The organism is Nocardioides hwasunensis, from assembly GCF_014779665.1.
Taxonomy (GTDB): Bacteria; Actinomycetota; Actinomycetes; order Propionibacteriales; family Nocardioidaceae; genus Nocardioides; species Nocardioides hwasunensis.
Window position 1 is genome coordinate 84978 of sequence record NZ_JACXYY010000007.1, and the last position, 24095, is coordinate 109072.

At 72.1% G+C, this 24095-nt stretch carries 20 protein-coding genes; 12 read left to right on the top strand and 8 right to left on the bottom strand.

Annotated elements, in window-relative coordinates; all coding sequences use genetic code 11:
• Positions 1-3 precede the first annotated feature (3 nt).
• Positions 4-1083 (top strand): alanine racemase, encoded by a 1080-nt coding sequence (locus tag IEZ25_RS16790; RefSeq protein WP_191200608.1) that lies wholly within the window; start codon positions 4-6, stop codon positions 1081-1083.
• On the opposite strand, the gene IEZ25_RS16795 is transcribed toward IEZ25_RS16790, so the two are convergent.
• Together IEZ25_RS16795 and IEZ25_RS16800 are read right to left on the bottom strand one after the other, a co-directional pair.
• Positions 994-2268 carry a hypothetical protein gene (locus tag IEZ25_RS16795; protein ID WP_191200609.1) on the bottom strand — a complete coding sequence of 425 codons (1275 nt, stop codon included), beginning with the start codon at positions 2266-2268 and terminating at the stop codon, positions 994-996. The two genes, IEZ25_RS16790 and IEZ25_RS16795, sit on opposite strands and share 90 nt — an antisense overlap.
• 8 nt (positions 2269-2276) lie before the next feature.
• Entirely contained in the window at positions 2277-4598 is a 2322-nt protein-coding gene (locus IEZ25_RS16800) for a transglycosylase domain-containing protein (RefSeq protein WP_191200610.1), read from the bottom strand.
• Positions 4599-4670: 72 nt separating this feature from the next.
• Here IEZ25_RS16800 and IEZ25_RS16805 point away from each other — a divergent pair, with 72 nt between their 5' ends.
• Entirely contained in the window at positions 4671-5279 is a 609-nt protein-coding gene (locus tag IEZ25_RS16805) for a PadR family transcriptional regulator (protein ID WP_191200611.1), read from the top strand.
• 68 nt (positions 5280-5347) lie between these two features.
• Positions 5348-6430: an inositol-3-phosphate synthase gene (locus IEZ25_RS16810; RefSeq protein WP_191200612.1), complete on the top strand. Its 1083-nt coding sequence runs from the start codon at positions 5348-5350 to the stop codon at positions 6428-6430.
• 135 nt (positions 6431-6565) lie between these two features.
• Here IEZ25_RS16810 and IEZ25_RS16815 read toward each other — a convergent pair whose 3' ends face one another.
• A complete protein-coding gene (locus IEZ25_RS16815) occupies positions 6566-8017 on the bottom strand; it encodes a CCA tRNA nucleotidyltransferase (protein WP_191200613.1) in 1452 nt (483 codons plus the stop codon).
• 106 nt (positions 8018-8123) lie between these two features.
• On the opposite strand from IEZ25_RS16815, the gene IEZ25_RS16820 reads away from it, so the two are divergent.
• The 6 genes from IEZ25_RS16820 to trxB all read left to right on the top strand — a co-directional run bounded on the left by IEZ25_RS16820 (position 8124) and on the right by trxB (position 16659).
• Positions 8124-10340, top strand: a complete 2217-nt coding sequence (locus IEZ25_RS16820) for a DUF6049 family protein (protein WP_191200614.1) — start codon at positions 8124-8126, stop codon at positions 10338-10340.
• The gene (murJ, locus tag IEZ25_RS16825) at positions 10337-11977 is read left to right on the top strand and encodes a murein biosynthesis integral membrane protein MurJ (protein ID WP_318152287.1); all 1641 of its coding nucleotides are present in this window, start codon (positions 10337-10339) and stop codon (positions 11975-11977) included. Before IEZ25_RS16820 ends, murJ begins: the two co-directional genes overlap by 4 nt.
• Positions 11978-12042: 65 nt before the next feature.
• The gene (locus IEZ25_RS16830; RefSeq protein ID WP_191200615.1) at positions 12043-14079 is read left to right on the top strand and encodes a protein kinase family protein; all 2037 of its coding nucleotides are present in this window, start codon (positions 12043-12045) and stop codon (positions 14077-14079) included.
• Entirely contained in the window at positions 14076-14744 is a 669-nt protein-coding gene (gene sigM, locus IEZ25_RS16835) for an RNA polymerase sigma factor SigM (protein ID WP_191200616.1), read from the top strand. The genes IEZ25_RS16830 and sigM overlap by 4 nt, the downstream gene beginning before the upstream one ends.
• A gap of 57 nt (positions 14745-14801) precedes the next feature.
• Positions 14802-15539, top strand: coding sequence for a hypothetical protein (locus tag IEZ25_RS16840; protein WP_191200617.1), 738 nt, complete (start codon positions 14802-14804; stop codon positions 15537-15539).
• 106 nt (positions 15540-15645) lie between these two features.
• Complete coding sequence (gene trxB, locus IEZ25_RS16845; protein WP_191200618.1) at positions 15646-16659, top strand: thioredoxin-disulfide reductase; 1014 nt, start codon at positions 15646-15648, stop codon at positions 16657-16659.
• 9 nt (positions 16660-16668) lie between these two features.
• Here trxB and IEZ25_RS16850 read toward each other — a convergent pair whose 3' ends face one another.
• From IEZ25_RS16850 to IEZ25_RS16865, 4 genes are all read right to left on the bottom strand, one after another.
• Positions 16669-17310 (bottom strand): helix-turn-helix transcriptional regulator, encoded by a 642-nt coding sequence (locus IEZ25_RS16850; protein ID WP_191200619.1) that lies wholly within the window; start codon positions 17308-17310, stop codon positions 16669-16671.
• A gap of 35 nt (positions 17311-17345) precedes the next feature.
• Positions 17346-19565 carry a sensor histidine kinase gene (locus IEZ25_RS16855; RefSeq protein WP_191200620.1) on the bottom strand — a complete coding sequence of 740 codons (2220 nt, stop codon included), beginning with the start codon at positions 19563-19565 and terminating at the stop codon, positions 17346-17348.
• Positions 19566-19842: 277 nt separating this feature from the next.
• Positions 19843-20436 carry a hypothetical protein gene (locus IEZ25_RS16860; protein WP_191200621.1) on the bottom strand — a complete coding sequence of 198 codons (594 nt, stop codon included), beginning with the start codon at positions 20434-20436 and terminating at the stop codon, positions 19843-19845.
• On the bottom strand, positions 20433-20891 hold the full coding sequence (locus IEZ25_RS16865) for a MarR family winged helix-turn-helix transcriptional regulator (RefSeq protein ID WP_191200622.1): 459 nt from the start codon (positions 20889-20891) through the stop codon (positions 20433-20435). Before IEZ25_RS16865 ends, IEZ25_RS16860 begins: the two co-directional genes overlap by 4 nt.
• A gap of 124 nt (positions 20892-21015) precedes the next feature.
• On the opposite strand from IEZ25_RS16865, the gene trxA reads away from it, so the two are divergent.
• Positions 21016-21339 carry a thioredoxin gene (trxA, locus tag IEZ25_RS16870; protein ID WP_129399405.1) on the top strand — a complete coding sequence of 108 codons (324 nt, stop codon included), beginning with the start codon at positions 21016-21018 and terminating at the stop codon, positions 21337-21339.
• Positions 21340-21344: 5 nt separating this feature from the next.
• Here the strand turns inward: trxA and IEZ25_RS16875 are convergent, their stop codons facing one another.
• The gene (locus IEZ25_RS16875; protein ID WP_191200623.1) at positions 21345-21989 is read right to left on the bottom strand and encodes a GNAT family N-acetyltransferase; all 645 of its coding nucleotides are present in this window, start codon (positions 21987-21989) and stop codon (positions 21345-21347) included.
• Between the two features lie 43 nt (positions 21990-22032).
• Between IEZ25_RS16875 and IEZ25_RS16880 the strand changes: the two genes are divergently transcribed.
• Positions 22033-23250 carry a pyridoxal phosphate-dependent aminotransferase gene (locus IEZ25_RS16880; RefSeq protein ID WP_191200624.1) on the top strand — a complete coding sequence of 406 codons (1218 nt, stop codon included), beginning with the start codon at positions 22033-22035 and terminating at the stop codon, positions 23248-23250.
• Between the two features lie 60 nt (positions 23251-23310).
• Positions 23311-24090 carry a lysophospholipid acyltransferase family protein gene (locus IEZ25_RS16885; protein ID WP_191200625.1) on the top strand — a complete coding sequence of 260 codons (780 nt, stop codon included), beginning with the start codon at positions 23311-23313 and terminating at the stop codon, positions 24088-24090.
• The last annotated feature ends 5 nt before the right edge of the window (positions 24091-24095 follow it).

The window sequence follows — 24095 nt, forward strand, 5'->3', positions numbered from 1 at the left end:
CCGATGAGCCTCACCCTCTCCGTGGACGGCGACCGGTGGCGCAGCCACCTCCTGACGACCGTGCGTGCGCACCCGGGGATCGTCCCGGTCGCCAAGGGCAACGGCTACGGCCTCGGCGTCGGGCGCCTCGCGCGTCGCGCCCAGTGGCTCGCCGACCGGGCACCCGAGACCGGTGCCAGCCTCGACACCCTGGCCGTCGGCACCTACGACGAGCTCGGCGAGGCCGCCACCCGATATGCCGGGGACCTGCTCGTGCTCACCCCGTGGCGCCCGTTCGGTGCCGCCCTCGAGATCGACGAGCGCACTGCCACGCGCGTCGTCCACACCGTCAGCCGGCCCGAGGACCTGGCCGCCCTGCGCGAGCGGGATCCCGACGCCCGCTTCGTGCTCGAGCAGCTCACCTCCATGCTGCGGCACGGCATGACCCGCCGCGAGCTCACGGCAGCGGCCGAGATCGTCGGACGGGGCCGCAGCGGCCTGCGCGGGGTAGCGATGCACCTGCCCCTCAACACCACCTCCCACCTCGGCGAGGTGAGCCGGCTGATCAACGAGGTGGTCGCCTCCGGCCTGCCGACCCGCACGGTCTTCGTCTCGCACCTGACCCGCAGCGAGCTCGAGCGGCTGGCCACCACCTACCCGGACTTCACGGTGCGCCCGCGCATGGGCACCGACCTGTGGCTCGGCGACCGGGGTGCCCTCCGGGTCACCGCGACCGTGCTCGACGTCCATGCCGTCGAGAGGGGCGACACCTTCGGCTACCGCGGTCGCAGCGTGCCCAAGAGCGGGCACATCGTCGTCGTCAGTGGCGGCACCGCCCACGGGATCGGGCTCGAGGCCCCGACGGGCGACCAGTCGCTGAAGGCCCGGGCCGCGACTCTCGCACGGGGAGGCCTCGACGCGGTCGGCTTCGTGCGCTCACCGTTCTCCATCGACGGCAAGCAGCGCCTCTTCGCCGAGCCCCCGCACATGCAGGCCTCGATGCTGTTCGTCCCCTCAGGCGCGCGCGTCCCGCGCGTCGGCGAGGACATCGACGTCCGGGTGCGGTTCACCGCGACCGACGTCGACCGCGTGGTCGTCGGCTGAGGCGGCGTCGCGGAGGACCGCGACCACCAGCCAGAGGACCCCGGCCAGCCGCAGCGCGACGGCCAGCCAGGAAGCGCGGGCGTCGCCCGGGATGGTCGGCTCGAGCGCCAGGCCGACGAACCACCCGGTGATCGCCCAGCTGAGCAGCGCCAGGCCCTGCCACACGAGCAGGTCGCGCCAGCGTCGTACGGCGATCGCGGCCAGCGGCAGCAGCAGGAGGTCGTGCTCGGGTGGCACCGACGGCGCGACGACGAGGGCCGCGGCCAGCAGCACCAGCCCGGCGCGGGCACACGTGATCACGCTCGGACGGCCCGCCCGCCGGACCAGCCACCAGCTCACCGCGCAGGCCGAGGCGAGCACCAGCAGCTGGGCGACCGTGCGCGTCGAGGGCGACCACCGCAGCCCGGCCTGCTGGAGCAGCAGCCAGACCGACCCGATGTCGGGATCGTCGACCGACCCGCGCCCCGGGAGGGTCACGACGACGTACGCCGCTGCCGCGGCCAGCACCGCGTCGAAGCGGTCGCGCATCCGTCCGCCGACGGCCACGACGCCGACGAAGGCGAGGGCGACCGGCAGCGCGAAGGCCGCACCGACCCCGGCACCGATCCCGGCCAGCCAGCCGCGCCCCGACGTCCAGCCCCACAGCAGCACGGCGACCCCGACCGCGGCGACCAGGTCCCACGAGAGCCAGTGGACGAGCAGGACCGGGCTCATCGCCCAACCCGCCGCCGCCCAGGGCCGGCGGTCGTCGACGCGGACCAGGAGGCACGTGGCGAGCAGGGCGAGGAGGCCGAGCAGGACGCCCAGGCCGGCGGTCGTGGCCACGGTGCCCGACCCCGGGAAGAGGTCGGTGAGGCGCTGCAGCCAGGTCGCGACGTGCGGCGGGGTGGCGGCATCGACCGAGGTCCCGGCGAGGTCGCTCCAGCACAGCTGGGCATAGGGCTGGTGGTCGCGGGACCAGCCCGACGGCACGCAGGCGGACTTGCTCACCATGCCGGCGGCCAGCACGGCAGCGGTCGCGCCGAGCAGCGCACGCTGCGGGCTCCACCACCGGTGCCCCGCCGAGTGCTCCCCGACCGGACCTCCGAGGACCTCGGACATGGCGGCGGCGACGCCGTCGGTGCGGGTCGGCGCCTCGCGCCTGCCCAGCGGCTGGTCCGGGACGTGGTCCGGGAGCTGGTCCACCAGCGTCCTCAGGGACGCACGCCCAGCGGCGCGTCCCGCAGCTGGGATCGGCCGGTCGGTGTCGCCGGCGGTGTCTCGGTCGGCACCGGTGTCTCCGTGGGCACCGGTGTCTCCGTGGGCACGGGCGTCTCGGTCGGGACCGGGGTCTCCGTGGGGGTCTGGGTCGGGGTCTCGGTCGGTGTCTGCGTGGGCTGGGGCTCGATGGTCGCCGTCGGCGTCCGGGTCGGCGTCCGGGTCGGCTGGGACGCCGGCGGGGGCGGCGGGGGCGGGGTGTACTCGTGCCCGCTCGTGGGTGCGTCGCCGTCGAGGAAGACCGGCTCCGGGAAGTCCTCGACCTCCTTGCCCTCCATCACCCGCTGCATGATCGCGGTCCACGTCTTGGCGGGGTAGTTGCCGCCGAAGTACCCCGAACGGCCGTCCGAGCTCGTCGGCAGCCACAGGTCGGCGCCGTCGGGACGCGTCGCGTCGAGCGACTCACGGCCCTTGCCGCGGACGTACATCACCGCGGTCGAGATCTGCGGGGTCATCCCGACGAACCACGACGAGGAGACCCCGTCGTCGTCGTTGGTCGCCGTGCCGGTCTTGCCCGCTGCGGGGCGCTCGAGCGCCAGCGCGGCGGTGCCGGAGCCGGAGGTCACGACCTTCTGCAGGGCGTACGTCACGTCGGAGGCGATGTCGGTGTCGACGGTCTGCTTGCTGCGCTTCTTCGCCTCGTAGAGCACCTCCCCGCTCTTGTCGACGACCTTCTGCACGACGTGCACGTCGTTGCGGGTGCCGCCGTTGGCCAAGGTGGCGTAGGCGTTGGCCATGTTGATCGGGCTGACCTGCGCGGTGCCCAGGGTGACGCCGATGTTCTGCTGGAAGTCGATGGAGCGCCGGGGGATGCCCCAGCCGGCGCCGTCGTTGCCCGGGATGCCGAGGTCCTCGGCGGCCTGGATGACCTTCTGGGGCCCGTTGTCCATCGCGTCCACCATGTCGACGAACGCGGTGTTGATGGAGTTCTCGGTGGCGGTGAGCATCGAGACGGCCGAGCCGTAGTCCTGGTCGCCCTGGTTGCCGAACTCCGTGCCGGCGATGTCGATGGGGCTGTTGCCCTCGAAGGTGTCGTTGAGGGAGAAGCCGTCGCGGATCGCGGCGACGTCGGTCGCGGCCTTCATCGTCGAGCCCGCCATGCCGCCGGCGACGGCCCAGTTGATCTGGGACTTCAGGTAGTCCTGGCCGCCGTAGAACCCGAGCAGCTCACCGTTCTGCGTGTCGACGGTGGCGGCTCCGATGTGGAGGTCGTCGTCGCCGGCCGGGCCGGGCATGCCGGCGTCGGGCCGGATCTCGTCGACCGCCGACTCCACGTCTGACATCACCGCGGGGTCGAACGTCGTGGTGATCCGCAGACCGCCGCCGTCGATCTGGTCCTCGGTGGCGATGCCGCGCGCCAGGATCTCCTGCTTGACCAGGGCGAGCATGTGGCCCTTCTGGCCGCCGAACTGGCTCTGCGCGGCGATCTTGGGGAACTTCGGCAGCTTCTTGACGGCCTGGTCGCGCTCCTCGGTGGTGATGGTGCCCATCTCGAGCATGCTGTTGAGGACGTAGGCATAGCGGCCGCGGAGGTCCTCCTTGGCCTCCTTGCCGTTGGCCGGGTCGAACCTCGAGGGGTTGTTGAGCACGGTCGCGAGCACGGCCGACTGGCGCAGGTTGAGCGCGCTGGCGGGCTTGTCGAAGTACGCCTTCGACGCGGCCTGCACGCCGTAGGCCCCGCGACCGAAGTAGATGGTGTTGAGGTAGCCCTCGAGCACCTCGTTCTTGCTGAGCTGCTGCTGGATCTTCAGCGAGACGACGGCCTCGCGGATCTTGCGCTTGTAGCTCTGCTCGCTCGTGAGGTAGAGGATCTTGACGTACTGCTGGGTGATCGTGGACGCACCCTGGCGCGCATTGCCGGCGGCGTTGGAGAACAGTGCGCGCAGGATGCCCTTGGGGTCGATGCCCTTGTCGGTCCAGAACGTCTGGTTCTCCGCGGCGACCACCGAGTCCTTGAGGAACTGGGGCATGGTGTCGAGCGGGATCGACTCGCGGTTCTGGTCGTCGTAGTAGGTGCCGAGCTGCTGCTCGCCGTCGCGGTAGTAGACGAACGTGGTCTGGGCCTCGAAGGCGGAGTTGGGCGTCGGGATGCTGATGGCCTGGTAGAGCACGACCACGACACCGCCGAGGACGAGGGCGCCGACCACGCCCAGGACCGCGAGGACCTTCGCGACCTTGGCAAGTCGTTGCCGGGCGGTTCGGCGGGGCTTGGGTCGTCGGGTCTGTGCCGGCCCCGAGGCCCTCCTCTTCGCAGTCACCGGACAAGCGTACGAGGGACCGCGCAGGTTCCCTGATTCGTCACTGGCGGATATATCGGTACGATAGGTCGCGTGGCACGCCGTGGAGACACCATCGAGCTCGCAGTCCTCGGACTGCTGCACGAGGGACCCATGCACGGCTACGAGCTCCGCAAGCGGCTCAACCTGATGCTCGGATGGGGGCGCGTGCTCTCCTACGGCTCGCTCTACCCCGCCCTCAAGAAGATGCTGCGTGCCAACCTCATCACCGAGGTCGCCGACACCACCACCCCGGTCACCCGCCGTCCGCGCATCACCTACGAGGTCACCGAGGCCGGCAACGACCACTTCCAGCGGCTCATGTCGGAGGTCGGTCCCACCGCGTGGGAGGACGACAACTTCGACATCCGGTTCGCGTTCTTCTCCTCCACCGACATGGAGATCCGCCTCCGCGTGCTGGAGGGACGTCGCTCGCGCCTGCAGGAGCGACTCGCCCGCGTGCAGGGCGAGCTCGAGCGCACCCAGGCCGAGGTCAACCGCTACGCCGCCGAGCTCCAGCGCCACGGCGTGGAGTCCGTCGAGCGCGAGGTCCGGTGGCTCTCCGAGCTCATCCGCGCCGAGCGGGACGACGAGTCGGCGACACCGTCCACGACACAGGCCGCGACACAGCCCGCCGCACCTCGGGCCACCACGAACGACTGATGCACCGCACCAGCCAGCAACCAGCCAGCACCACGCCAGCCAGAGACAGCAACGAGAAGGAGACCCCCATGGGTTCGGTACGAGTAGGGATCGTGGGAGTCGGCAACTGCGCCACCTCCCTCGTCCAGGGCGTTGAGTACTACAAGGACGCGGACCCGACCGGGACCGTCCCCGGCCTCATGCACGTGAAGTTCGGCGACTACCACGTCAAGGACGTCCAGTTCGCCGTCGCGTTCGACGTCGACGACAAGAAGGTCGGCAAGGACCTCTCCGAGGCCATCAACGCCTCGGAGAACAACACCATCAAGATCGCCGACGTGCCGACCCTCGGTGTCGAGGTCCAGCGCGGCCCGACGCTCGACGGCCTCGGCAAGTACTACCGCCAGACCATCGAGGAGTCGGCCGCCGAGCCGGTCGACGTCGTCCAGGCGCTCAAGGACGCCGAGGTCGACGTCCTCGTGTGCTACCTCCCCGTGGGCTCCGAGCAGGCCGCCAAGTTCTACGCCCAGTGCGCGATCGACGCCGGCGTCGGCTTCGTCAACGCCCTGCCCGTCTTCATCGCCTCCGACCCCGAGTGGGCCAAGAAGTTCGAGGACGCCGGCGTCCCGATCGTCGGTGACGACATCAAGAGCCAGATCGGCGCGACCATCACCCACCGCGTGATGGCCAAGCTGTTCGAGGACCGCGGCGTCGCGCTGGACCGCACCTACCAGCTCAACGTCGGCGGCAACATGGACTTCAAGAACATGCTCGAGCGCGAGCGCCTGGAGTCCAAGAAGGTCTCCAAGACCCAGGCCGTGACGTCCAACCTCACCGGCGAGCTCGCCGACAAGATCGACAGCCGCAACGTGCACATCGGCCCGTCCGACTACGTCGCGTGGCTCGACGACCGCAAGTGGGCCTACGTCCGCCTCGAGGGTCGCGCGTTCGGTGACGTCCCGCTCAACCTCGAGTACAAGCTCGAGGTCTGGGACTCCCCGAACTCCGCCGGCATCATCATCGACGCCGTCCGCGCCGCGAAGATCGCCATGGACCGCAGCGTCGGTGGCCCGATCATCCCGGCCTCGACATACCTGATGAAGTCCCCGCCGGTGCAGATGCCGGACGACCTCGGCCGCGCCGAGCTCGAGAAGTTCATCGCCGGCGAGTGACCTGATCGCCTCCTCGGCACCGCTGTAACGCCGGGTTAGCGGCTGTACCCACCCTGATGTATCGGGGTGGGTACAAGCACTAACCCGGCGTTACATGCATGTGGGGCCGGCGCCGATCGGCGGGGAGTACGCCGCTCAGGAGGAGCGGGCGGCCCACCAGGCACGCAGCGCGGCCTCGGCCTGCTCGGCGGTCCTCGGCCCCTCGTCCATCCGGAGCTCGAGCAGGAACGCGTAGGCCTCGCCCACCTCGCGGCCGGGCCCGATACCGAGGATGCCCATGATCTGGTTGCCGTCGAGGTCGGGCCGGATCGAGGCGAGCTCCTCCTCCTCGCCCAGCCGGGCGATGCGCTCCTCCAGCGAGTCGTAGGTGCGGCGCAGGCGGTCGGCCTTGCGCTGGTTGCGGGTGGTGCAGTCGGCGCGCGTGAGGATGTGCAGCCGCTCGAGCTGGTCGCCCGCGTCGCGGACGTAGCGGCGTACGGCACTGTCGGTCCACTCGCCCGACCCGTAGCCGTGGAAGCGCAGGTGCAGCTCGACCAGCCGGGAGACGGCCTCGATGTCGTGGTTGGAGAAGCGCAGCGCCTGCATGCGCTTGCGGGTGAGCTTGGCGCCGACCACGTCGTGGTGGTGGAAGGTCACGATCCCGCCGGCCTCGAAGCGTCGGGTGCGCGGCTTGCCGACGTCGTGCATCAGCGCCGCGAACCGGCTGATGAAGTCGGGCTCACCGCCGAGCCGGTGCTCGAGGTCGATCGACTGCTCGAGGACGGTGAGCGTGTGCTCGTAGACGTCCTTGTGCCGGTGGTGCTCGTCGCGCTCGAGCGCGAGGGCGGGCAGCTCCGGCAGGACGTGCGCCGCGAGCCCGGTCTCGACGAGCAACGTCAGGCCGAGCCGCGGGTGGGGCGCGCGCACCAGCTTGACCAGCTCGTCGCGCACCCGCTCGGCCGAGATGATCTCGATGCGACCCGCCATGGCGGTCATCGCCTCGACGACCTCGGGCGCGACCGTGAAGCCGAGCTGGGCGGCGAAGCGCGCGGCCCGCATCATGCGCAGGGGGTCGTCGGAGAAGGAGTCCTCGGGCGCACCGGGCGTGCGCAGCACCTGCTCGGCGAGGTCGACGATGCCGCCGAACGGGTCGACGAACTCGCGGCCCGGCACCCGGACGGCCATCGAGTTCACGCTGAAGTCGCGCCGACCCAGGTCACCCTCGAGGCTGTCACCGAAGTCGACGTCCGGCTTGCGCGAGGCCGGGTCGTAGGTCTCGGAGCGGTAGGTCGTGATCTCGACCTGCCACTCGCCCTTGCGGCAGCCGATGGTGCCGAAGTCGCGGCCCATGTCCCACACGGCGTCGGCCCAGCCGGCGACCAGCCGCTCGGTCACCTCGGGCCGCGCCGACGTGGTGAAGTCGAGGTCCTCCTGCAGGCGACCGATCATCGCGTCGCGCACCGGTCCACCGACCAGCGCCAGCTCCTCGCCGGCCTCGGCGAACAGGGCGCCGAGCTCGTCGATGACGGAGCCGATCCGGTCCAGCTCCGCGCCGACGCGGCGCTGGATCTCGACGATCGTGAGGGGAGGCAGGACGGCGTCGGACACGACAGGGCACTCTACGTGCCGGACCGACGACGACGGCGCCGGGCGCAGGGGCGAGCAGCCGCGAGTCAGGCGGATCGCTCCTCCACAGGTCAACTACAGTCTGGGCGTGCCCCGCCTGACCGTGATCCGTGCTGTCCTGGCGGGGCTCCTGACGGTCGGCCTCGCGTCCGCGCCCGCGCTCGCGACCCCGGCAGCGGCCGCGCCCGACGAGCCGCCCGACCCGCTCGTGGTCCACCTCGACACCATCACGCCGGTGCTCCCGCGCACGGGAAGCGTCGAGATCACCGGCACCGTCACGAACGTCAGCGACGAGACCTTCACCCGCATCAACCTGCACGCGTTCTCCTCGTCCGAACCGATCCTCACCTCGCCCGCGCTCGCTGCCTCGGCCGCCGTCTCGTCCACCGAGTACGTCGGTGAGCGGGTCACGGTGCCCGGCACGTTCTTCACCGTCGACACGCTGGAGCCGGGCGAGACGGCCGACTTCTCCGACTCGGTGCCGGTGGACCTGCTCGACGCCACCGGCGACCCCGGCGTCTACTGGATCGGCGTCCACGCACTCGGCGACACGCCCTCGACGCCCCGCGACGCCGTCGCGGACGGCCGCGCGCGCACGTTCATCCCGGCCCGCCCGAAGGGCAACCAGGTCCAGGAGGCCTCGGTCGTGCTCTCGATCCGCGGTCGCGTCTGGTTCGACGAGGACGGATCGATCGGAGGGACGGAACGCTGGGCCCGGCGCCTCGCCGAGGGCGGCAGCCTCGACGGCGTGCTCGAGATGGCGGAGTCCGCGGGTGGCGTGCCCTACAGCTTCCTGGTCGATCCGGCCGTGCTCTGGGCGGTCACCCGGCTCGCCAACGGCAACCCTCCGCGCAGCCTGGAGCCGGACCCGAACGTGCCCGACCAGGTGCCGACCGAGACGCCGACCGACGACACCGGCACGGCCTCCGGCCAGCCGACCCCGACCGAGGCCCCCAGCGACGAGGACGCGGCCCTGGCGACGGCAGCAGCGGCCTGGGTGAGCCGGTTCCAGGCGCTGGCCGCCACCCGGCCGGTGCTGGCGCTGCCCTTCGGCGACCTGGACGTCTCCGCCGCGATGCGCCACGACGCGACCCGCTACCCCCAGGCGGTCGCTCGGAGCATCGAGGTGATGACCGCGCTCAGTCTCCCGTCGGTGCCGACCGTCGCACCCGGCAACGACCTGATCAGCCCGGAGGCGCTCGCCCAGCTCCCCGAGGACACCACCGTCCTGCTGGGCGACAACGCCTTCGGCGTGCGGCCCGACACCTCGACCTCGGTCGTACGCCTGCTGGGGCACAAGGTCGTGGTGACCAGCACCGGCGCCGAGGCGGGCGGACCCGGACCCACCGCGGCCACGGACCCCCTGGCCCTCCGCCAGCGGCTGCTCAGCGAGGCCGCGCTCCGGCTGGTCGAGAAGGACACCGCCCCCCTCGTCGTCGCGCTGCCGACGGTGTGGCGGGGCGAGGACGCCACGTCGTTCTTCGCCGACCTCGAGCAGTCGTGGCTCGAGCTCGTCCCCGTGACCGACGTCGCGGACCGGTCGGCGACCGGGCTGCCCGCGGACCGGCTCACCTACACCGAGGCCGACGCTGCGACCGAGCTCGACGCGTCCAGCTTCTTCGCCGCCACCCGCGCCAGCGACACCGCCACCCTCATGGAGTCGGTGCTCAGCCTGCAGACCACCATCGAGGCCCAGACGCGCGACGAGGTGCTGGTCACCCTGTCCGAGCAGCACCGGCGCCGGCCCGGCCAGGCCCGGGCCGGCGCGGAGCGGGTCACCGCCGCGCTGCGCGCCGACCTCGCCCGGATCCGCATCGAGGCCCCGACCGCGGTCACGCTGTCCAGCGACTCCGGACCGCTCGGTGCCACCCTGGTCAACGATCTCGACCAGCCCGTCGAGGTCCAGGTGGAGGTGACCACCGACGGTGGCCTCATCCTCACCGGCGGCGGGACCCGCACCCTGCGCCCCAGCGCCCGCAGCGTCCTGCGCTACGAGGCCACCGCGACCCAACCGGGCGTGCACAAGGTGCGACTGGCCGTCACCAGCGTCGACGGCGTACCGCTCGGGTCGACCGACCAGCTGCCGATCCGCGCGGCGCGGGTCAGTGCCCTCATCTGGATCGCGATGGCGGCCGGGGCGCTGGTGCTGTTCGGGATGATCGGCTACCGCCTGCCCGGTCAGATCCGCGCCCGCCGTGCCGAGCTGGCCGCGGCCGATCGCCTCGACCTCGAGGACGCCGCCGACCCCGCGCCGGACGCCGCCTCCCCCGACCGGCCCGGCGGCGCGCTCCCGGAGCGGCCGTGAGCGATCAGCGGATCCTGGCCTCGTCGGCAGTGATGGCAGCCGGCACGATCTTCTCCCGCGCGTCGGGGCTCCTGCGGAGTGCGCTGCTGGTGGTGGCGCTCGGCGCCTCGCTGCGCGGCGACCTGTTCGCGATCGCGAACACGCTGCCCAACATGGTCTACATCCTGCTGGCCGGTGGCATCTTCAACGCCGTCCTGGTGCCGCAGCTGGTCCGGCGGATCAAGGACGACCCCGACTGCGGCGACGCCTACGCCAGCCGCGTCATCACGCTCTCGGCGCTCTTCCTCGGCGCGGTGACCGTGCTGCTCGTGGTGCTGGCGCCGTTGCTCCTGCGGCTCTACCTCGACGACGGCTTCCGTGACCCGGCCCGCGCCGCGCACCTGGAGTCCATCGTCACGCTGACCCGGTGGTGCCTGCCGCAGGTGTTCTTCTACGGGATGTTCGTGCTGGTCGGCCAGGTGCTCAACGCGCGCGGCCGCTTCGGACCGATGATGTGGGCGCCGATCGCCAACAACATCCTCTCCGTCGCGATGCTCGGCACCTACCTGCTCGTGTGGGGTCCGGTGGGCAACGGTCCGCTCCAGGAGGCGGCGCTCGACGGCACCCAGGAGCTCGTCCTGGGACTCGGCTCGACCCTCGGCATCGTCGCGCAGCTCGTGGTGCTGGTGCCCTACCTGCGCGCGTCCGGGTTCAGCTACCGCCCGCGCTTCGACTTCCGCGACCCCGAGCTGCGCAAGACGCTGTCGCTGGGCGTGTGGACGGTGCTGTTCGTGATCGCCACCCAGGCGGCCTACCTCGTGGTGGTCAAGCTGGCCTCCGGCGGCACGGTCGGCGGTGGGGACGGCACGGGATACGTCGTCTACTCCAACAGCCTGCTCATCATGATGGTCCCGCACTCGATCATCACCGTCTCGCTGGCCACCGCGATCCTGCCCCGGCTCTCGGCCTACGCCCACGAGGGCCGGCTCGCCGAGCTCGGCGCGACCGTCGGGTCGACCCTGCGCACGTCGCTCGCGCTGGTCCTGCCGTTCGCGGTCCTGCTGCCGCTGGTCGCCGGCGACGTGGCCGCTGCTGCCTTCAGCTGGGGCGGGGGCGAGGACCGCGCCGCGGGCTTCGCGCCGACCCTCGCGCTCTTCGGTCCCGCGCTGGTGTTCTTCACCGTCCACTACTTCATGCTGCGCGGCTTCTACTCGCTGGAGATGACCCGGCTGGTGTTCTTCATCCAGCTCGGCGTCTCGGCCACCAACATCGCGGTGGCCACCGCCCTCGTGCCGCACCGCCCGCCCGTCGAGACCGCGCCCATGCTCGTCATCGCCTACGGGTCGTCGTACGCCGTCGGGGCCGTGGCCAGCTTCCTGCTGCTGCGCCGCACCGTCGGCGGGCTCGAGACGCCGCAGCTCGTGCGGTTCCTCGTGCGGATGGCGGTCATCCTCGTCGCCGCCGGCGCCGCGACGTGGCTGGTGGAGCTGTCCATGTCCGGTCTCGGCGACCGCCCCGGTCCCCTGGTGGCTCTGGTGCGCGGCGGCCTGAGCGGCCTGGCCGGCTGCGTCGTGCTCCTCCTCGGCGCGCGACTCCTGCGGGTGCGAGAGGTGACCAGCCTGGTGGACACCGTCGCGGCGCGCCTGCGACGCGGGTGAAACTCCCTAGAGTGGCCGCAGACACAGGACAGGCGCAGGAAACGGGGCCGGAAGCGAGGTGAGCGGTGACGACGTCGATGCAGGCCGGTGACGTGCTCGCCGGTCGCTACCGCCTCGACGACCTGCTCGCCGAGAGCGGCGAGGGCCGCTTCTGGCGCGCCCACGACCAGGTGCTCCACCGTGCGGTGTCCGTGCACGTCCTCGCAGGCGACGACGAGCGAGCCGCACCGCTGCTCGAGGCGGCGCGTCGGGTCGGCCCGGTCATCAACCGCCGGCTGCTCCGGGTGCTCGACGCCGAGGTGCACGACGGGCTCTGCTACGTCGTCAACGAGTGGGGGCAGGGCGACTCCCTCGACATCCTGCTCACCCGCGAGGGACCGCTGGCGCCGCGCCGCGCCGCGTGGCTCGTCGGCGAGGTGGCCGACAGCATCGCCGAGGCCCACGCGTCCGGGATCGCGCACGGCTGCCTGAGCCCCGAGAACGTGCTCATCGACCTGCACGGGCAGGTCCGCATCATCGGCTTCGGCATCGAGGCCGCCCTCCGTGGCCTGCCCCCCGGTCGCATCCACGTCGACGAGATCGACCTCGCCGGGCTGCTCTACTGCACGCTCACCGGCAAGTGGGCGGGCGTCTCGGGCTCCGCCGTGCCGCCCGCGCCCGAGGTCCACGGCGCGGTGCTGCGTCCTCGCCGGGTCCGCGCCGGCATCCCGCGGATGCTCGACGCGCTCTGCGACCAGGTGCTCAACCCCGAGCACGCCCCCGGGGGACCCGGCTCGGACTACACCGCGCGCCGGATCGGTGAGCTGCTCCAGGACTACGTCGGCGACATGACGGGCACGCACGCCCCGGTGGGTGGTCCGCGACCGTCTGCGCCGGCCCCGTCGTCGTACGCCACCCGGGCGGTGCCGCTCCCACCGACCTCGCCGGAGCCGGACGCACCCGCCGAGCCCGATCCGCCGGTCGAGGACGACCCGGGCGAGGCTGTCGTCGCCGGTGATCCGGAGCCCCAGGTCGAGCCGGCCGTGGTGGCCGAGGAGCCGCCCCCGGAGGCCGGCCCGGAGGACGACCCGGCGGCCGTCACCGCGACGGGAGCGGTGAACGAGGCGACACCCGTCACCGACCTGCCCACCGAGGCCGGGATGCCGGTCTTCCACGACGACGACGAGGTCGACTGGTTGCGGGCCCGGGCCGACAAGCCGGCGCCACCGCCACCGCTCGAGGCGCCGCAGCCACGGCCCCTGTTCGCCCCCGACCCGCCCGAGGGCGAGCCGGTGCGCCGGCCGCGCCCCGGCACCAGGGCCGCCGACGCGAAGACCGACTACTGGCCGTGGGAGTCCTCCCACGACTCCGGCCACGACTCCGGCCAGGACTCGGGCCACGACTCCCACCACGGCTCCGGGGTGCTGCCGCTCGGACGGGACACCGGCGGGTGGGCGTCGGGCCACTGGTCCGACGACCGGTGGGGCACCGGCGACGGTCTCGTGGACACGAGTGACCAGGTGCCCGGTCGCCGGTGGTTCCGCCTGGCGATGATCGTCGGTGTCCTCATCCTGGTCGCGGTCGCCGTCGTGGCCGCCTACCAGCTCGGCATCAAGCCGCCCGCCGACACCGACGACGAGCCGAGCACGAGCCCGACCCCGTCGGTCGTCGAGCCGACGCCGTTCACCGGCCTCACCGCCGACGACTTCGACCCGCAGGGGTCCGAGACACCGCCGGAGGAGAACCCCGAGACGGTCCCCAACGTCGTCGACGGCGACCCGGCGACCTCGTGGAGCACGTCGACGTACACCCAGAACTTCGGGCCCGGCGGTCTCAAGACCGGCGTCGGAGTCGTCATCGACCTCGGCACCGTCAAGGGCGTGCGCCAGGTGGTGGTCACCACCGAGGGCGGGCAGACGTCGCTGGCGGCGTACGTCACCTCCGAGGCTCCGACCGCGGTCGGCGACCTGACGCCCGTCGGCACCGCGTCCGGCACCGGTGACCTGACGATCACGCTCGACGAGGCCGTGTCGGGCCGGTACGTCACGGTGTGGCTCACGCTGCTCCCCTCGGTCGGCGACGGGTTCCGGGGGACGATCTCCGAGGTGCAGGTGCTCGGATGAGCGCCCCCACGAGCGAGCCCCGCTCCGACCGGGATCTCCTCCAGGCGCACGTCGAGGGTGACGCCGAGGCGTTCGGCGAGCTCTTCGCGCGCCACCGCGACCGGTTGTGGGCCGTCGCGCTGCGGACCATGGGCAACCCCGAGGACGCCGCCGACGGCCTCCAGGACGGCATGATCGCCGCCTTCCGGCGCGCGGGATCGTTCCGGGGCGAGGCCGCCGTCACCACCTGGCTGCACCGCGTCGTCGTCAACGCCTGCCTCGACCGGCTCCGGGCAGCCAGGATCCGGCGCTTCGACGCGCTTCCCGACGACGTCGAGGACCGCGGCACCCTGGTGGCCACCGCGGTGCACGAGGACCGGCCCGAGGACGCTGCCGAGGACGCCGAACGGCGCCGACGCGTGCTCGCCGCCCTCCAGACGCTTCCCGCCGACCAGCGCGCGGCGCTGGTGCTGGTCGACATGGAGGGCTATCCCGTCGCCGAGGTGGCCGAGATGCTCGGGTGCGCCGAGGGCACGGTGAAGTCGCGCTGCTCGCGCGGTCGGGCCAAGCTGGCCGGCCTGCTCGCCGACCTCCGGGTGCCCGACGGTGACCCGCCTCACGGGAACCCACCGCCTGAGGGCCCCGTCCCATCCAGTGTCCGCCCGCGCGGTCCGCCCGCGTCCTGAGCCGACCCCACGTCCCACACCCGTCCGCGATCCCCGCCCGTCGAGCCCGTCCAGGAGGTGAGCACGCTGTCCGACTCCGACCTGACACCCGAGCAGGACGCCGTACGCCGCCTGCTCGCCGACGCCCGTCACGACGGACCCCCGCCTGCGGAGGTCGTCGGCCGGCTCGACGACACCCTCGCCTCGCTCGTCGCCGAGCGCGGTGGTGCGCCGCTCGAGACGGGCGAGCCCGCCGCGACCGGGGCCGGCAGCGTCGTCGACCTGCGGTCGCGCCGTCGCCGGGTCGCGAGCCTCGGTGTGCTCGCAGCTGCGGCCGTCGTGGTCGCCGGCGTCGCCCTCGGCCAGGCCCTCCCCCGCGGTGCGGGAGGTGACGACGGCGGATCGTCCGCCGACACCAGCGCCGCACGTCAGCTCGACGACCCGTCCAGCGGTGGCTCGGCCGACGACCGACCGAGCGACGAGGGCGGGGCCGCGACCCAGATGGCGCCCGAGGGGAACCTCAAGAGCACCGCACCGACCTCCGCACCCACGCTCTCGGCCGACGACCCGGACCTGGAGCAGAAGCTCCTCGACGTCCGCTCGCGGGCGACCAGCAGCCGGGCCTCCGGGCCCTCCGACGTCCTCGACAGCTGCGCGCTGTCCGAGGTCGGCACGGGCCGGCGTCTGGTCACCGAGGTCGACGGCCAGGTCGGGGTCGTGCTGTTCCGGCGCCCGGACGGTGCCACCCAGCAGGTCGACCTCTACGTCTGCGGCTCCGACGAGCCGGTGCGCACGCTGACGCTGCCCGCGCCCTGAGCGCCCGCTCCCGGGCAGGAACAACGCTGGCCTACGATCCGTTGAGCACGTCGTACGTCCCCAGAAGATCCAGCACCGACGATCCAGCAGGAGTCACTGACCGCTCATGAGCACCAGCACCGAGACGCGCAACGTCATCATCATCGGCTCGGGCCCGACGGGCTACACCGCGGCCGTCTACGCCGCCCGCGCCGCGTTGGAGCCGCTGGTCTTCGAGGGCTCGGTCACCGCCGGCGGGGCCCTGATGAACACCACCGAGGTGGAGAACTTCCCCGGCTTCCGCGACGGCATCATGGGCCCGGCGCTGATGGACGAGATGCGCGCCCAGGCCGAGCGCTTCGGCGCCGAGCTCATCGCCGACGACGTCGTCGAGGTCGACCTCACCGGCGACGTCAAGACCGTCAAGACCGCCACCGAGACCTACACCGCGCGCTCGGTGATCCTGGCCACCGGCTCGGGCTACCGCAAGCTCGACCTGCCCCGCGAGGACGAGCTCTCCGGCCGTGGCGTGTCGTGGTGCGCCACCTGCGACGGCTTCTTCTTCCGCGAGCAGGCGATCGCGGTCATCGGCGGCGGCGACTCCGCGGTCGAGGAGGCCACCTTCCTCACCCGCTTCGCCTCGAAGGTCTACCTCGTCCACCGCCGCGACGAGCTGCGCGCCTCCAAGATCATGCAGGAGCGTGCCTTCGCCGACCCCAAGCTCGAGATGGTCTGGAACTCCGAGGTCGCCGCCATCAACGGCGCCGACAAGCTCGAGTCCATCACGCTGCGCGACACCGTCACCGGTGAGGAGCGCCCCCTCGAGGTCACCGGCCTGTTCATCGCCATCGGCCACGACCCCCGCTCGGAGCTGCTCACCGGCCAGGTCGACCTCGACGACGACGGCTACGTCCTGGTCGACCACCCCTCGACCACGACCAACCTCCCCGGCGTGTTCGCCGCCGGCGACCTGGTGGACCACCACTACCGGCAGGCCATCACGGCCGCCGGCACCGGCTGCCAGGCCGCCCTCGACGCCGAGCGCTTCATCGCCGCCCTCGACCACGAGGCGTCCACCGCCGGCGGCGCCGCGGCGACGGTCGAGGCGATCGCCGAAGAGGTGCAGACCGCGGGAGCCTGAGCGGCCGCGCTAGATCCAGCCGTCGCGGCCGGCCTCGCGCACGAGGCTGCCCGCGTTGGTGACGTCCCGCTCGGCGTCCATGTACTTCGCGCGGACCGACTTCAGGTGTGCGCGCACGGTCTCCTCGGCGACGTGGAGCCGTGAGCCCACCTGCCGCTGGGTGAGGCCGTCGCGGAGGTTGCTGAGCACCTCGACCTCCCGCGCGGTCAGCCGCGGCGTGACCGTCGCGTCGCTGACGAGGGCCTCGGCCAGCACGCTGCTGCAGACGAACTCGCCGGCGAGCGCCTCGCGTACGACGTCGATGAGCGCCGCGGTGCCGTCGTTCTTCAGCGACACCCCGTGGACGCCGAGCGCGACGGCGCGCCGCAGCGGCACTGGCTTCTCCTCCGCCGTGTGGAGCACGACGACGCCCGCCCACTCCACGAGGGCCGGGATGTGCTCGAGCACCACCTCGTCGTCGCGGCCGAGATAGAGGTCGAGCACCAGCACGTCGGGCCCCGGCGCGGACAGGGCGTCCTCGATGGTGGCGTACGCCGCCCCGCCGGCGAGCTCGTCCGGGTGCCGGGCGATCGCGGCCAGCACCCCATCCCTGACGACCTGCTGGTTGTCGAGGACGGCGACGGTGGGGCGAGGTTCCGGCTGCGCGGTCATGTGGACTGATTATCCCGACCTGACGGCTGCTGTCCCTACCCGGATCCGGGCACGTCCTCGACGAGGAGCACGGCGCGGAAGTCGTCGACGTCGCTCTTGAAGGTCCCGGCGCTCGCCTCTCCCAGGCGCACCAGGTCGGCGGAGTGCGGCGCAGGCACCACGGCGATCCGCACCTGGCTCTCCTGCCCCGACGGCGGAGTGACGATGATGCGGCGCCCGGCGGCGATGGGCAGCAGGCCGCGCAGGACGTGACCGATCGCGCGGTCGTGACCACCGGGCACGAGTCCTGCCCGGAGCTCGACGGTGCCGCCGGCGGACCGGAACCGGGCGACCTGGTCCCGCAGGGCGTCGTCGAAGAAGCCCGGGGCGTAGAGGTCGTCGCGCGCTGCCGAGGCGAGCAGGCGGGCCCGCGCGACGGTGTCGGGCGCGCCCGGGTCGACCCGGCCGTCGGCGATCGCGTCGAGCCAGGGCAGCACCTCGTCGCGCACGTGCGCGAAGTAGAGGTCGGTGGTGGCCGCCCGCCAGTCCTCGAGCGCGCGGCGCTGGTCGAGGGCGAGCTCGCGCTGGCGCTGGCGCCGCAGCGCCCTGCCCTGGCGTCGGATCAGCGTGCCGAGCACCAGCGCGGCCAGGGGGGCGGTGACGACGGCGTTGAGCGACCCCCACGGGAACAGGCCGTGGGTCAGCTCGGGTCGGAGGATCGAGGCGGCCAGGACGACGGCGACCTGGAGCAGCAGCACCACCGCGCCGACCGGCAGCGGCAGGCTCAGCACGAGGACGGCCAGGGGCACCGCACTCATGCCGATGTTCCACGAGCGGAAGTCGAGCATGCCGCCGGCGGGGAGCAGGGCGATGCCGACGACCTGGACCGCGGTGATGGCGACGGCGATGGTGCTCACCCACCGGGTGTCGGGCCCGGCCCCCTCCATCCGGAGCACGATGCTCGCGGTGAGGAGCACCCAGGCCGCGCACACCACGAGGGCGGGCCAGGTGGACGGGTGCACCGCCACCGAGTGCACCGCGATCGCGCACCACGCGGCCGCCAGGGGAACGGCGACGGTCCGCGAGAGCGTACGCATCGGGACGAGCGCCCTGTGGGTGAGTCCGTGGGCGTGGTCGAGGACACCGGCGTGGTCGCGCGGGACGACGAGCAGCAGACCGGCACCACCACCCGGCCGCGACAGCAGGACCGAGCGTCCGCCGAGGGCCGCGAGGGGTCGCTCGACCGACTCCCGCAGCCCGAACCCCTTCTGCGGCGAGTCCCCGGGACCGACGCCGCGGTCGAGGACCTCGACCCGCACCTCGTCGCGGTCGGCCGAGACCTGGATCGTCACGCCGTCCACCCGACCGTGCCGCACCGCGTTGCGGACGCCCTCGCCCGCCGCCCGGAGCAGCACGGCGGCCTGTGGCTCCGAGAGCGTCGGGAGCCGCTGCGGTCGACCCACCACCACGGTCCGGACGGCGACGGGCGCCGCGGCGCGCAGCCGCGCGACCAGCTCCGCCCACGTCTCGGGCAGGTCCGCGTCGGGAGCGGGCCGTGCCTCGCGCTCGCCCTCCGGGCCGTCGGACGTCGCGAGCACGCCGCGGATCACCTCGGCCGTGCTGCGGCACTGCTGTGCGGCCCGCTGCGTCGGCGCGACCGGGTCGGAGAGCAGGTGGAGCGTCCCGAGGACGTCGTCGTGCAGGACGCGGCGGCTCATCGTGCGAGCGACGAGCTCGGCCTCGGCGCGGGTGATCTCCAGCTCGCGCTCCCGGTTGGCCTCGCGCACGCGCTCGGTCGCGATGGCACCGGCCTGCATGGCGTTGACGAATCCGATGGCCGCCGCGGCGGTGGCGACGACGAGGACCATCTCGTCGAACGAGAGCCCGGTGTTGGGCAGGTCGAGCCACCACAGGCTCAGGACGTGGATGCTGCCCAGCACCGCGACCAGGGCCAGCGCCCGGCCCATCGCCAGGAGCCGGGCGGCCATGATGCCGACCGCCGTGAGGGTCAGGCTCACCGTGCTGTCGTTGGTGACCGGCTGGGTGGCCAGCACGGGCGTGAGGAGCAGGAAGGCGAGTCCGAGGACCACGAGGTGGGTGCGCCGCTCACCGCGCCGGAAGACGTCGATCGCGACAGCCACCAGGACCAGCGAGATCGCCAGGCGTTGCGGGACGCTCGGATCGCGGAGCGAGATCCGTCCCATCAGCGGCAGGGCGGTGAAGGCCGCCAGGCTGATCAACAGACAGGCGTGCGCACCGAGGATGCTGCGATACATGCGGAAGCCGCTGCCGGCGGTCCTCGACGGCGGAGGAGGCGGGGTCGTGACGCCTGCCCACCACGGCCAACGCACCCAGAACTCCTACCAGTCGCCACTACCTCGGACCACGATGCTAGGTCGGAGCACGGGTGTCCACTGCCTCGGCCCACGGCGTTGGACGGACGCGGGACGGTGCGGGTACCCGCTTTCGGGGACGGACAGCGGCCCTGGACACTCCTATCGTGGATGCGCCGACGCAGCGGGATCGCGGTACGGGGGTTCGCGGTCCCGTGCGTCAGGCGGTCTCCTCCGCGCGATCGCGCAGCAGGCTCGCGACCTCACGCGGCTCGTCGACCCATAGACCCACGGACCCCGGGCTGACCTCTCCCAGCGGCGTCGCCAGGGTCGTGCCCGCTCTCAGGGAGAGCTGGAGGTTGGTCCGCCCCGAGACCAGGACGAGGAGCCGGTCGTCGACGAGGCGCACCGCCCGGACGCCGCTCTCGTCTACGTCGGCGACCCGGACGTGGTCGATCACCTCGAGGGGTACGACGATGTCGGTGACGGCCAGGTGGCGTACGTGGATCGCGTCGTCGGTGACGAGGTGGGGACGCATCCGGTAGGACGCCATCAGCCCCAGCATCCACACCACTCCCCAGATGCCGACGACGAGGAACGGGACCCGGAGGAAGGTGAGCCAGCGGCTCAGGACGAGGTCGACCGCCACCACCTCCACCGCCGAACCGAGGACGAAGAGCCAGACGACCGGCATCGCGAGCTGCGCGTAGGGCACCGGCGTCGCCTCGCTCGGCACGTCGGGGCGACGGGTGATCCAACGTCCGAGCTGGCGGTAGAGGGCGACCTCGTGGCTGAGGACGTCACGTGCGCTCACGACGGGGCCGGCCCCGTCGCGTCGTCCTCGACCAGGTCGGCGAACCGCTGCACGGTCGCGGCGAGGACCTGGTCGAAGGTCGCCAGTCGCCTCTCGGGCACGTCCCCGAACAGACGCGCGGCGAGCTCCGCGTGGGAGGCACGCAGGTCGTGCACGGCACGGCTGCCGAGCTGCGTCGTGGTGACGAGCGTGGCGCGCCGGTCGCCCGGATGCGGCTCCCGGGTGACGTGACCGCTCGCGACGAGGCCGTCGACGAGCCCGGTCACGTTGCGCGGCGTCACGTCGAGGGCCGACGCCAGCACCTGCTGCGTCGTGGGTCCGGTCGTGCCCAGCACCCAGAGCAGGTGCACGCGGGAGGTCGTCAGTCCCTGCTCGCGCTCGAACCTGGCCAGGTCGGCCTGCACGAGGTGGGCCAGCTGCAGGACGTGGTCGAGGACGTCGGTGAGGTCGGGCATGTAGTGAATGTACTTCACTATGTGGTGACTTCTCAAGATTGCGTCGATCGCAGCCGGGAACAACTGTCCGCGGGGTGGTGTTGACTGGGATGTCCCCTCACACGACCAACGAAAGGGCAGTGCTGTGGCCAACATCGCCGCTGTGACCGACGCCGAGTTCGAGGCGCAGGTCCTCAAGTCCGACAAGCCCGTCCTGGTGGACTTCTGGGCGGAGTGGTGCGGTCCGTGCCGCCAGGTCGCCCCGATCCTCGACGAGCTCAACACCGAGCACGGCGAGAAGATCACGTTCCTCAAGATGAACGTCGACGAGAACCCCGTCACCCCCTCGTCGTACCGCGTCACCGGCATCCCGACGATCAACGTCTACCAGGGTGGCGAGGTCGTGAAGTCGATCGTCGGCGCCAAGCCGAAGGCCGCGCTGCTCAAGGAGCTCGAGGGCCTCATCTGAGTCCGCTAGTCGCTCGAGGCGGCCCGCACCGATCCGATCGGGCGGGTCGCCTTCTGCGTGGGGCGTACGACGCCCCACATCCGCTCGAGGGCGAGCTCGACCTCGTCCTTCCAGCTCAGCGCGGTGCGCAGCTCCATCCGCATCCGCGGCGTGGTCGGGTGCGCGCGCTGGGTCTTGAACCCCACGCCCCCGAGGAACTCCGCAGGCAGGACGCATCCGTCGGCTCGACCGCGCGTGTCGCCGTAGGCCTCGATGGCGGTGTGCCCACGCTCGACCAGGTCGGCCGCCATCGCCTGGACGAGCAGGCGGCCCAGCCCGCCACCTCGGTGACCGGGCTCGATCCACGCGGTCGCCGCGACGATCGCATCGGGTGATCCGGGGGCGGTGGGCAGTGCCGCCGCACCGGGGAACCGCGCCGCCGGTGCGTAGATGATGTGGCCGACCGTCCTCCCGTCGACGCGGACCACGCGCCCGCACGAGCCCCAGTCGCGCAGCACGACGGAGAGCCAGGCTTCCTTCTGCGCGAGTCGCTCCGTCTCGTCGAGACGGGCGCGGTCGACCGGGCCGAGCTCCCAGAACAGGCAGGAGCGCACGGGCTCGGCCAGCTCCGTGAGGTGGTCGACCGTCAGGCGAGCGGTCTTGCGGGACACAACTGCGATGCTAGGTCACATCGGCGCCTGCGAGGATGACGTCGTGCGCCCGATCCGACAGAGCAAGAAGCTGCAAGGTGTCCGCTACGACGTCCGTGGGCCGATCCTCGTCGAGGCCCAGCGGCTCGAGGCGGAGGGTCACCGCATCCTGAAGCTCAACATCGGCAACACGGCGCCGTTCGGCTTCGACGCGCCCGAGCAGATCGTCGCCGACATGATCCACCACCTGCCGCAGGCGCAGGGCTACGCCGACAGCCAGGGGATCTACTCGGCGCGCACGGCGGTCATGCACTACTACCAGTCCCGCGGGCTGCGCGACGTCGGCGTCGAGGACATCTTCATCGGCAACGGCGTCTCCGAGCTGATCTCGATGGTGCTGCAGGCCTTCGTCGACGACGGCAACGAGATCCTCGTCCCGGCCCCCGACTACCCGCTGTGGACCGGGGCCGTGACGCTCGCCGGCGGCATCCCCGTGCACTACCGGTGCGACGAGGAGGACGACTGGAACCCCGACCTCGCCGACATCGAGGCCAAGATCACCGAGAACACCCACGCGATCGTCATCATCAACCCCAACAACCCGACCGGTGCGGTCTACAGCGAGGACACGGTCAAGGCCCTCGTCGACATCGCCCGGCGCCACGAGCTCGTCGTGATGGCCGACGAGATCTACGAGAAGATCCTCTTCGAGGACGCCGAGCACCACCACGCGGCGACGTACGGCGGCAACGACGTCCTCACGCTGACGTTCTCCGGGCTCTCCAAGGCCTACCGGGTCTGCGGCTACCGGGCCGGCTGGGTGATGATCTCCGGCCCCAAGGAGGTCGCGACCGACTTCCTCGAGGGCCTCACGCTCATCGCCAACATGCGCATGTGCGCCAACGTGCCCGCGCAGCACGCCATCCAGACCGCGCTCGGTGGCTACCAGTCCATCGAGGAGTTCATCGGGCCCGGGGGCCGGTTCTACGAGCAGTCCATGCTCGCCCACCGGCTGCTCAACGAGATCCCCGGTGTCACCAACGTCAAGCCGCGCGGGGCGCTCTACTGCTTCCCCCGGCTCGACCCCGAGGTCTACGCCATCGAGGACGACCAGGAGTTCGTGCTCGACCTCCTGCGGGCCAAGAAGATCCTGGTGACGCACGGCTCCGGCTTCAACTGGCCCGCTCCCGACCACTTCCGACTCGTCACGCTCCCGGAGGCGAGCGTGCTCGAGGAGGCCATCGGCCGCATCGCCGACTTCCTCTCCACCCGGCGGCGGTGAGTCCGGCCTCACGCGGCCCTCGCTCCCCGGACGGGGTCGCGCGGCCCTAGGCTCCTCGTCATGCGCGACGTGACCTACCCGCCGATCATCGTGACCGCCAAGATCGCGTTCAAGGCACTGGGCCAGAACATCCAGATGAGCGGCACCGAGCACGTCCCGCGCGAGGGCGGGGTCCTCCTCGCCTACAACCACGTCGGCTACGTCGACTTCATCTACGGCGGCCTCGCGGCGAACCCGTCGGGACGCCTGGTCCGCTTCATGGCCAAGCGCGAGCTCTTCGACCACCGCTACGTCGGCCCGCTGATGCGGTCTCTCCACCACATCGAGGTCGACCGCGGTGACGGCGTCGCCAGCTTCCACCGCGCGGTGGACTTCTTGAAGAACGGCGAGGCGGTCGGCATCTTTCCGGAGGCCACGATCTCGCGGTCGATGGAGCTCAAGGAGTTCAAGAACGGTGCCGTACGCATCGCGGCCGCGGCCGGCGTACCGGTGGTGCCGGTGATCATGTGGGGCACGCAGCGGATGATGACCAAGGGCCACCCCCGCGACTTCTCCCGCGGCAAGACGATCTCCCTCTCGGTGGGCGAGCCGCTCCACCCGACCGGCGAGGACCCCACGGCCGAGACGGCCGCCCTGCGCGCTCGGATGTCGCAGATGCTCGACGAGGCCGTGCGTGCCTACCCCACCGACGAGCAGCCACCCGGCTCCTGGTGGGTGCCCGCGTCGATGGGGGGATCTGCTCCCACGCCCGAGGAGGCCGCGCAGCTCGACTCCGCCGAGCTCCGCGAGCGTCTGCGCAAGCGCAACCAGCAGCGCAAGAAACAACAAGACGGCAAGTAGATCTG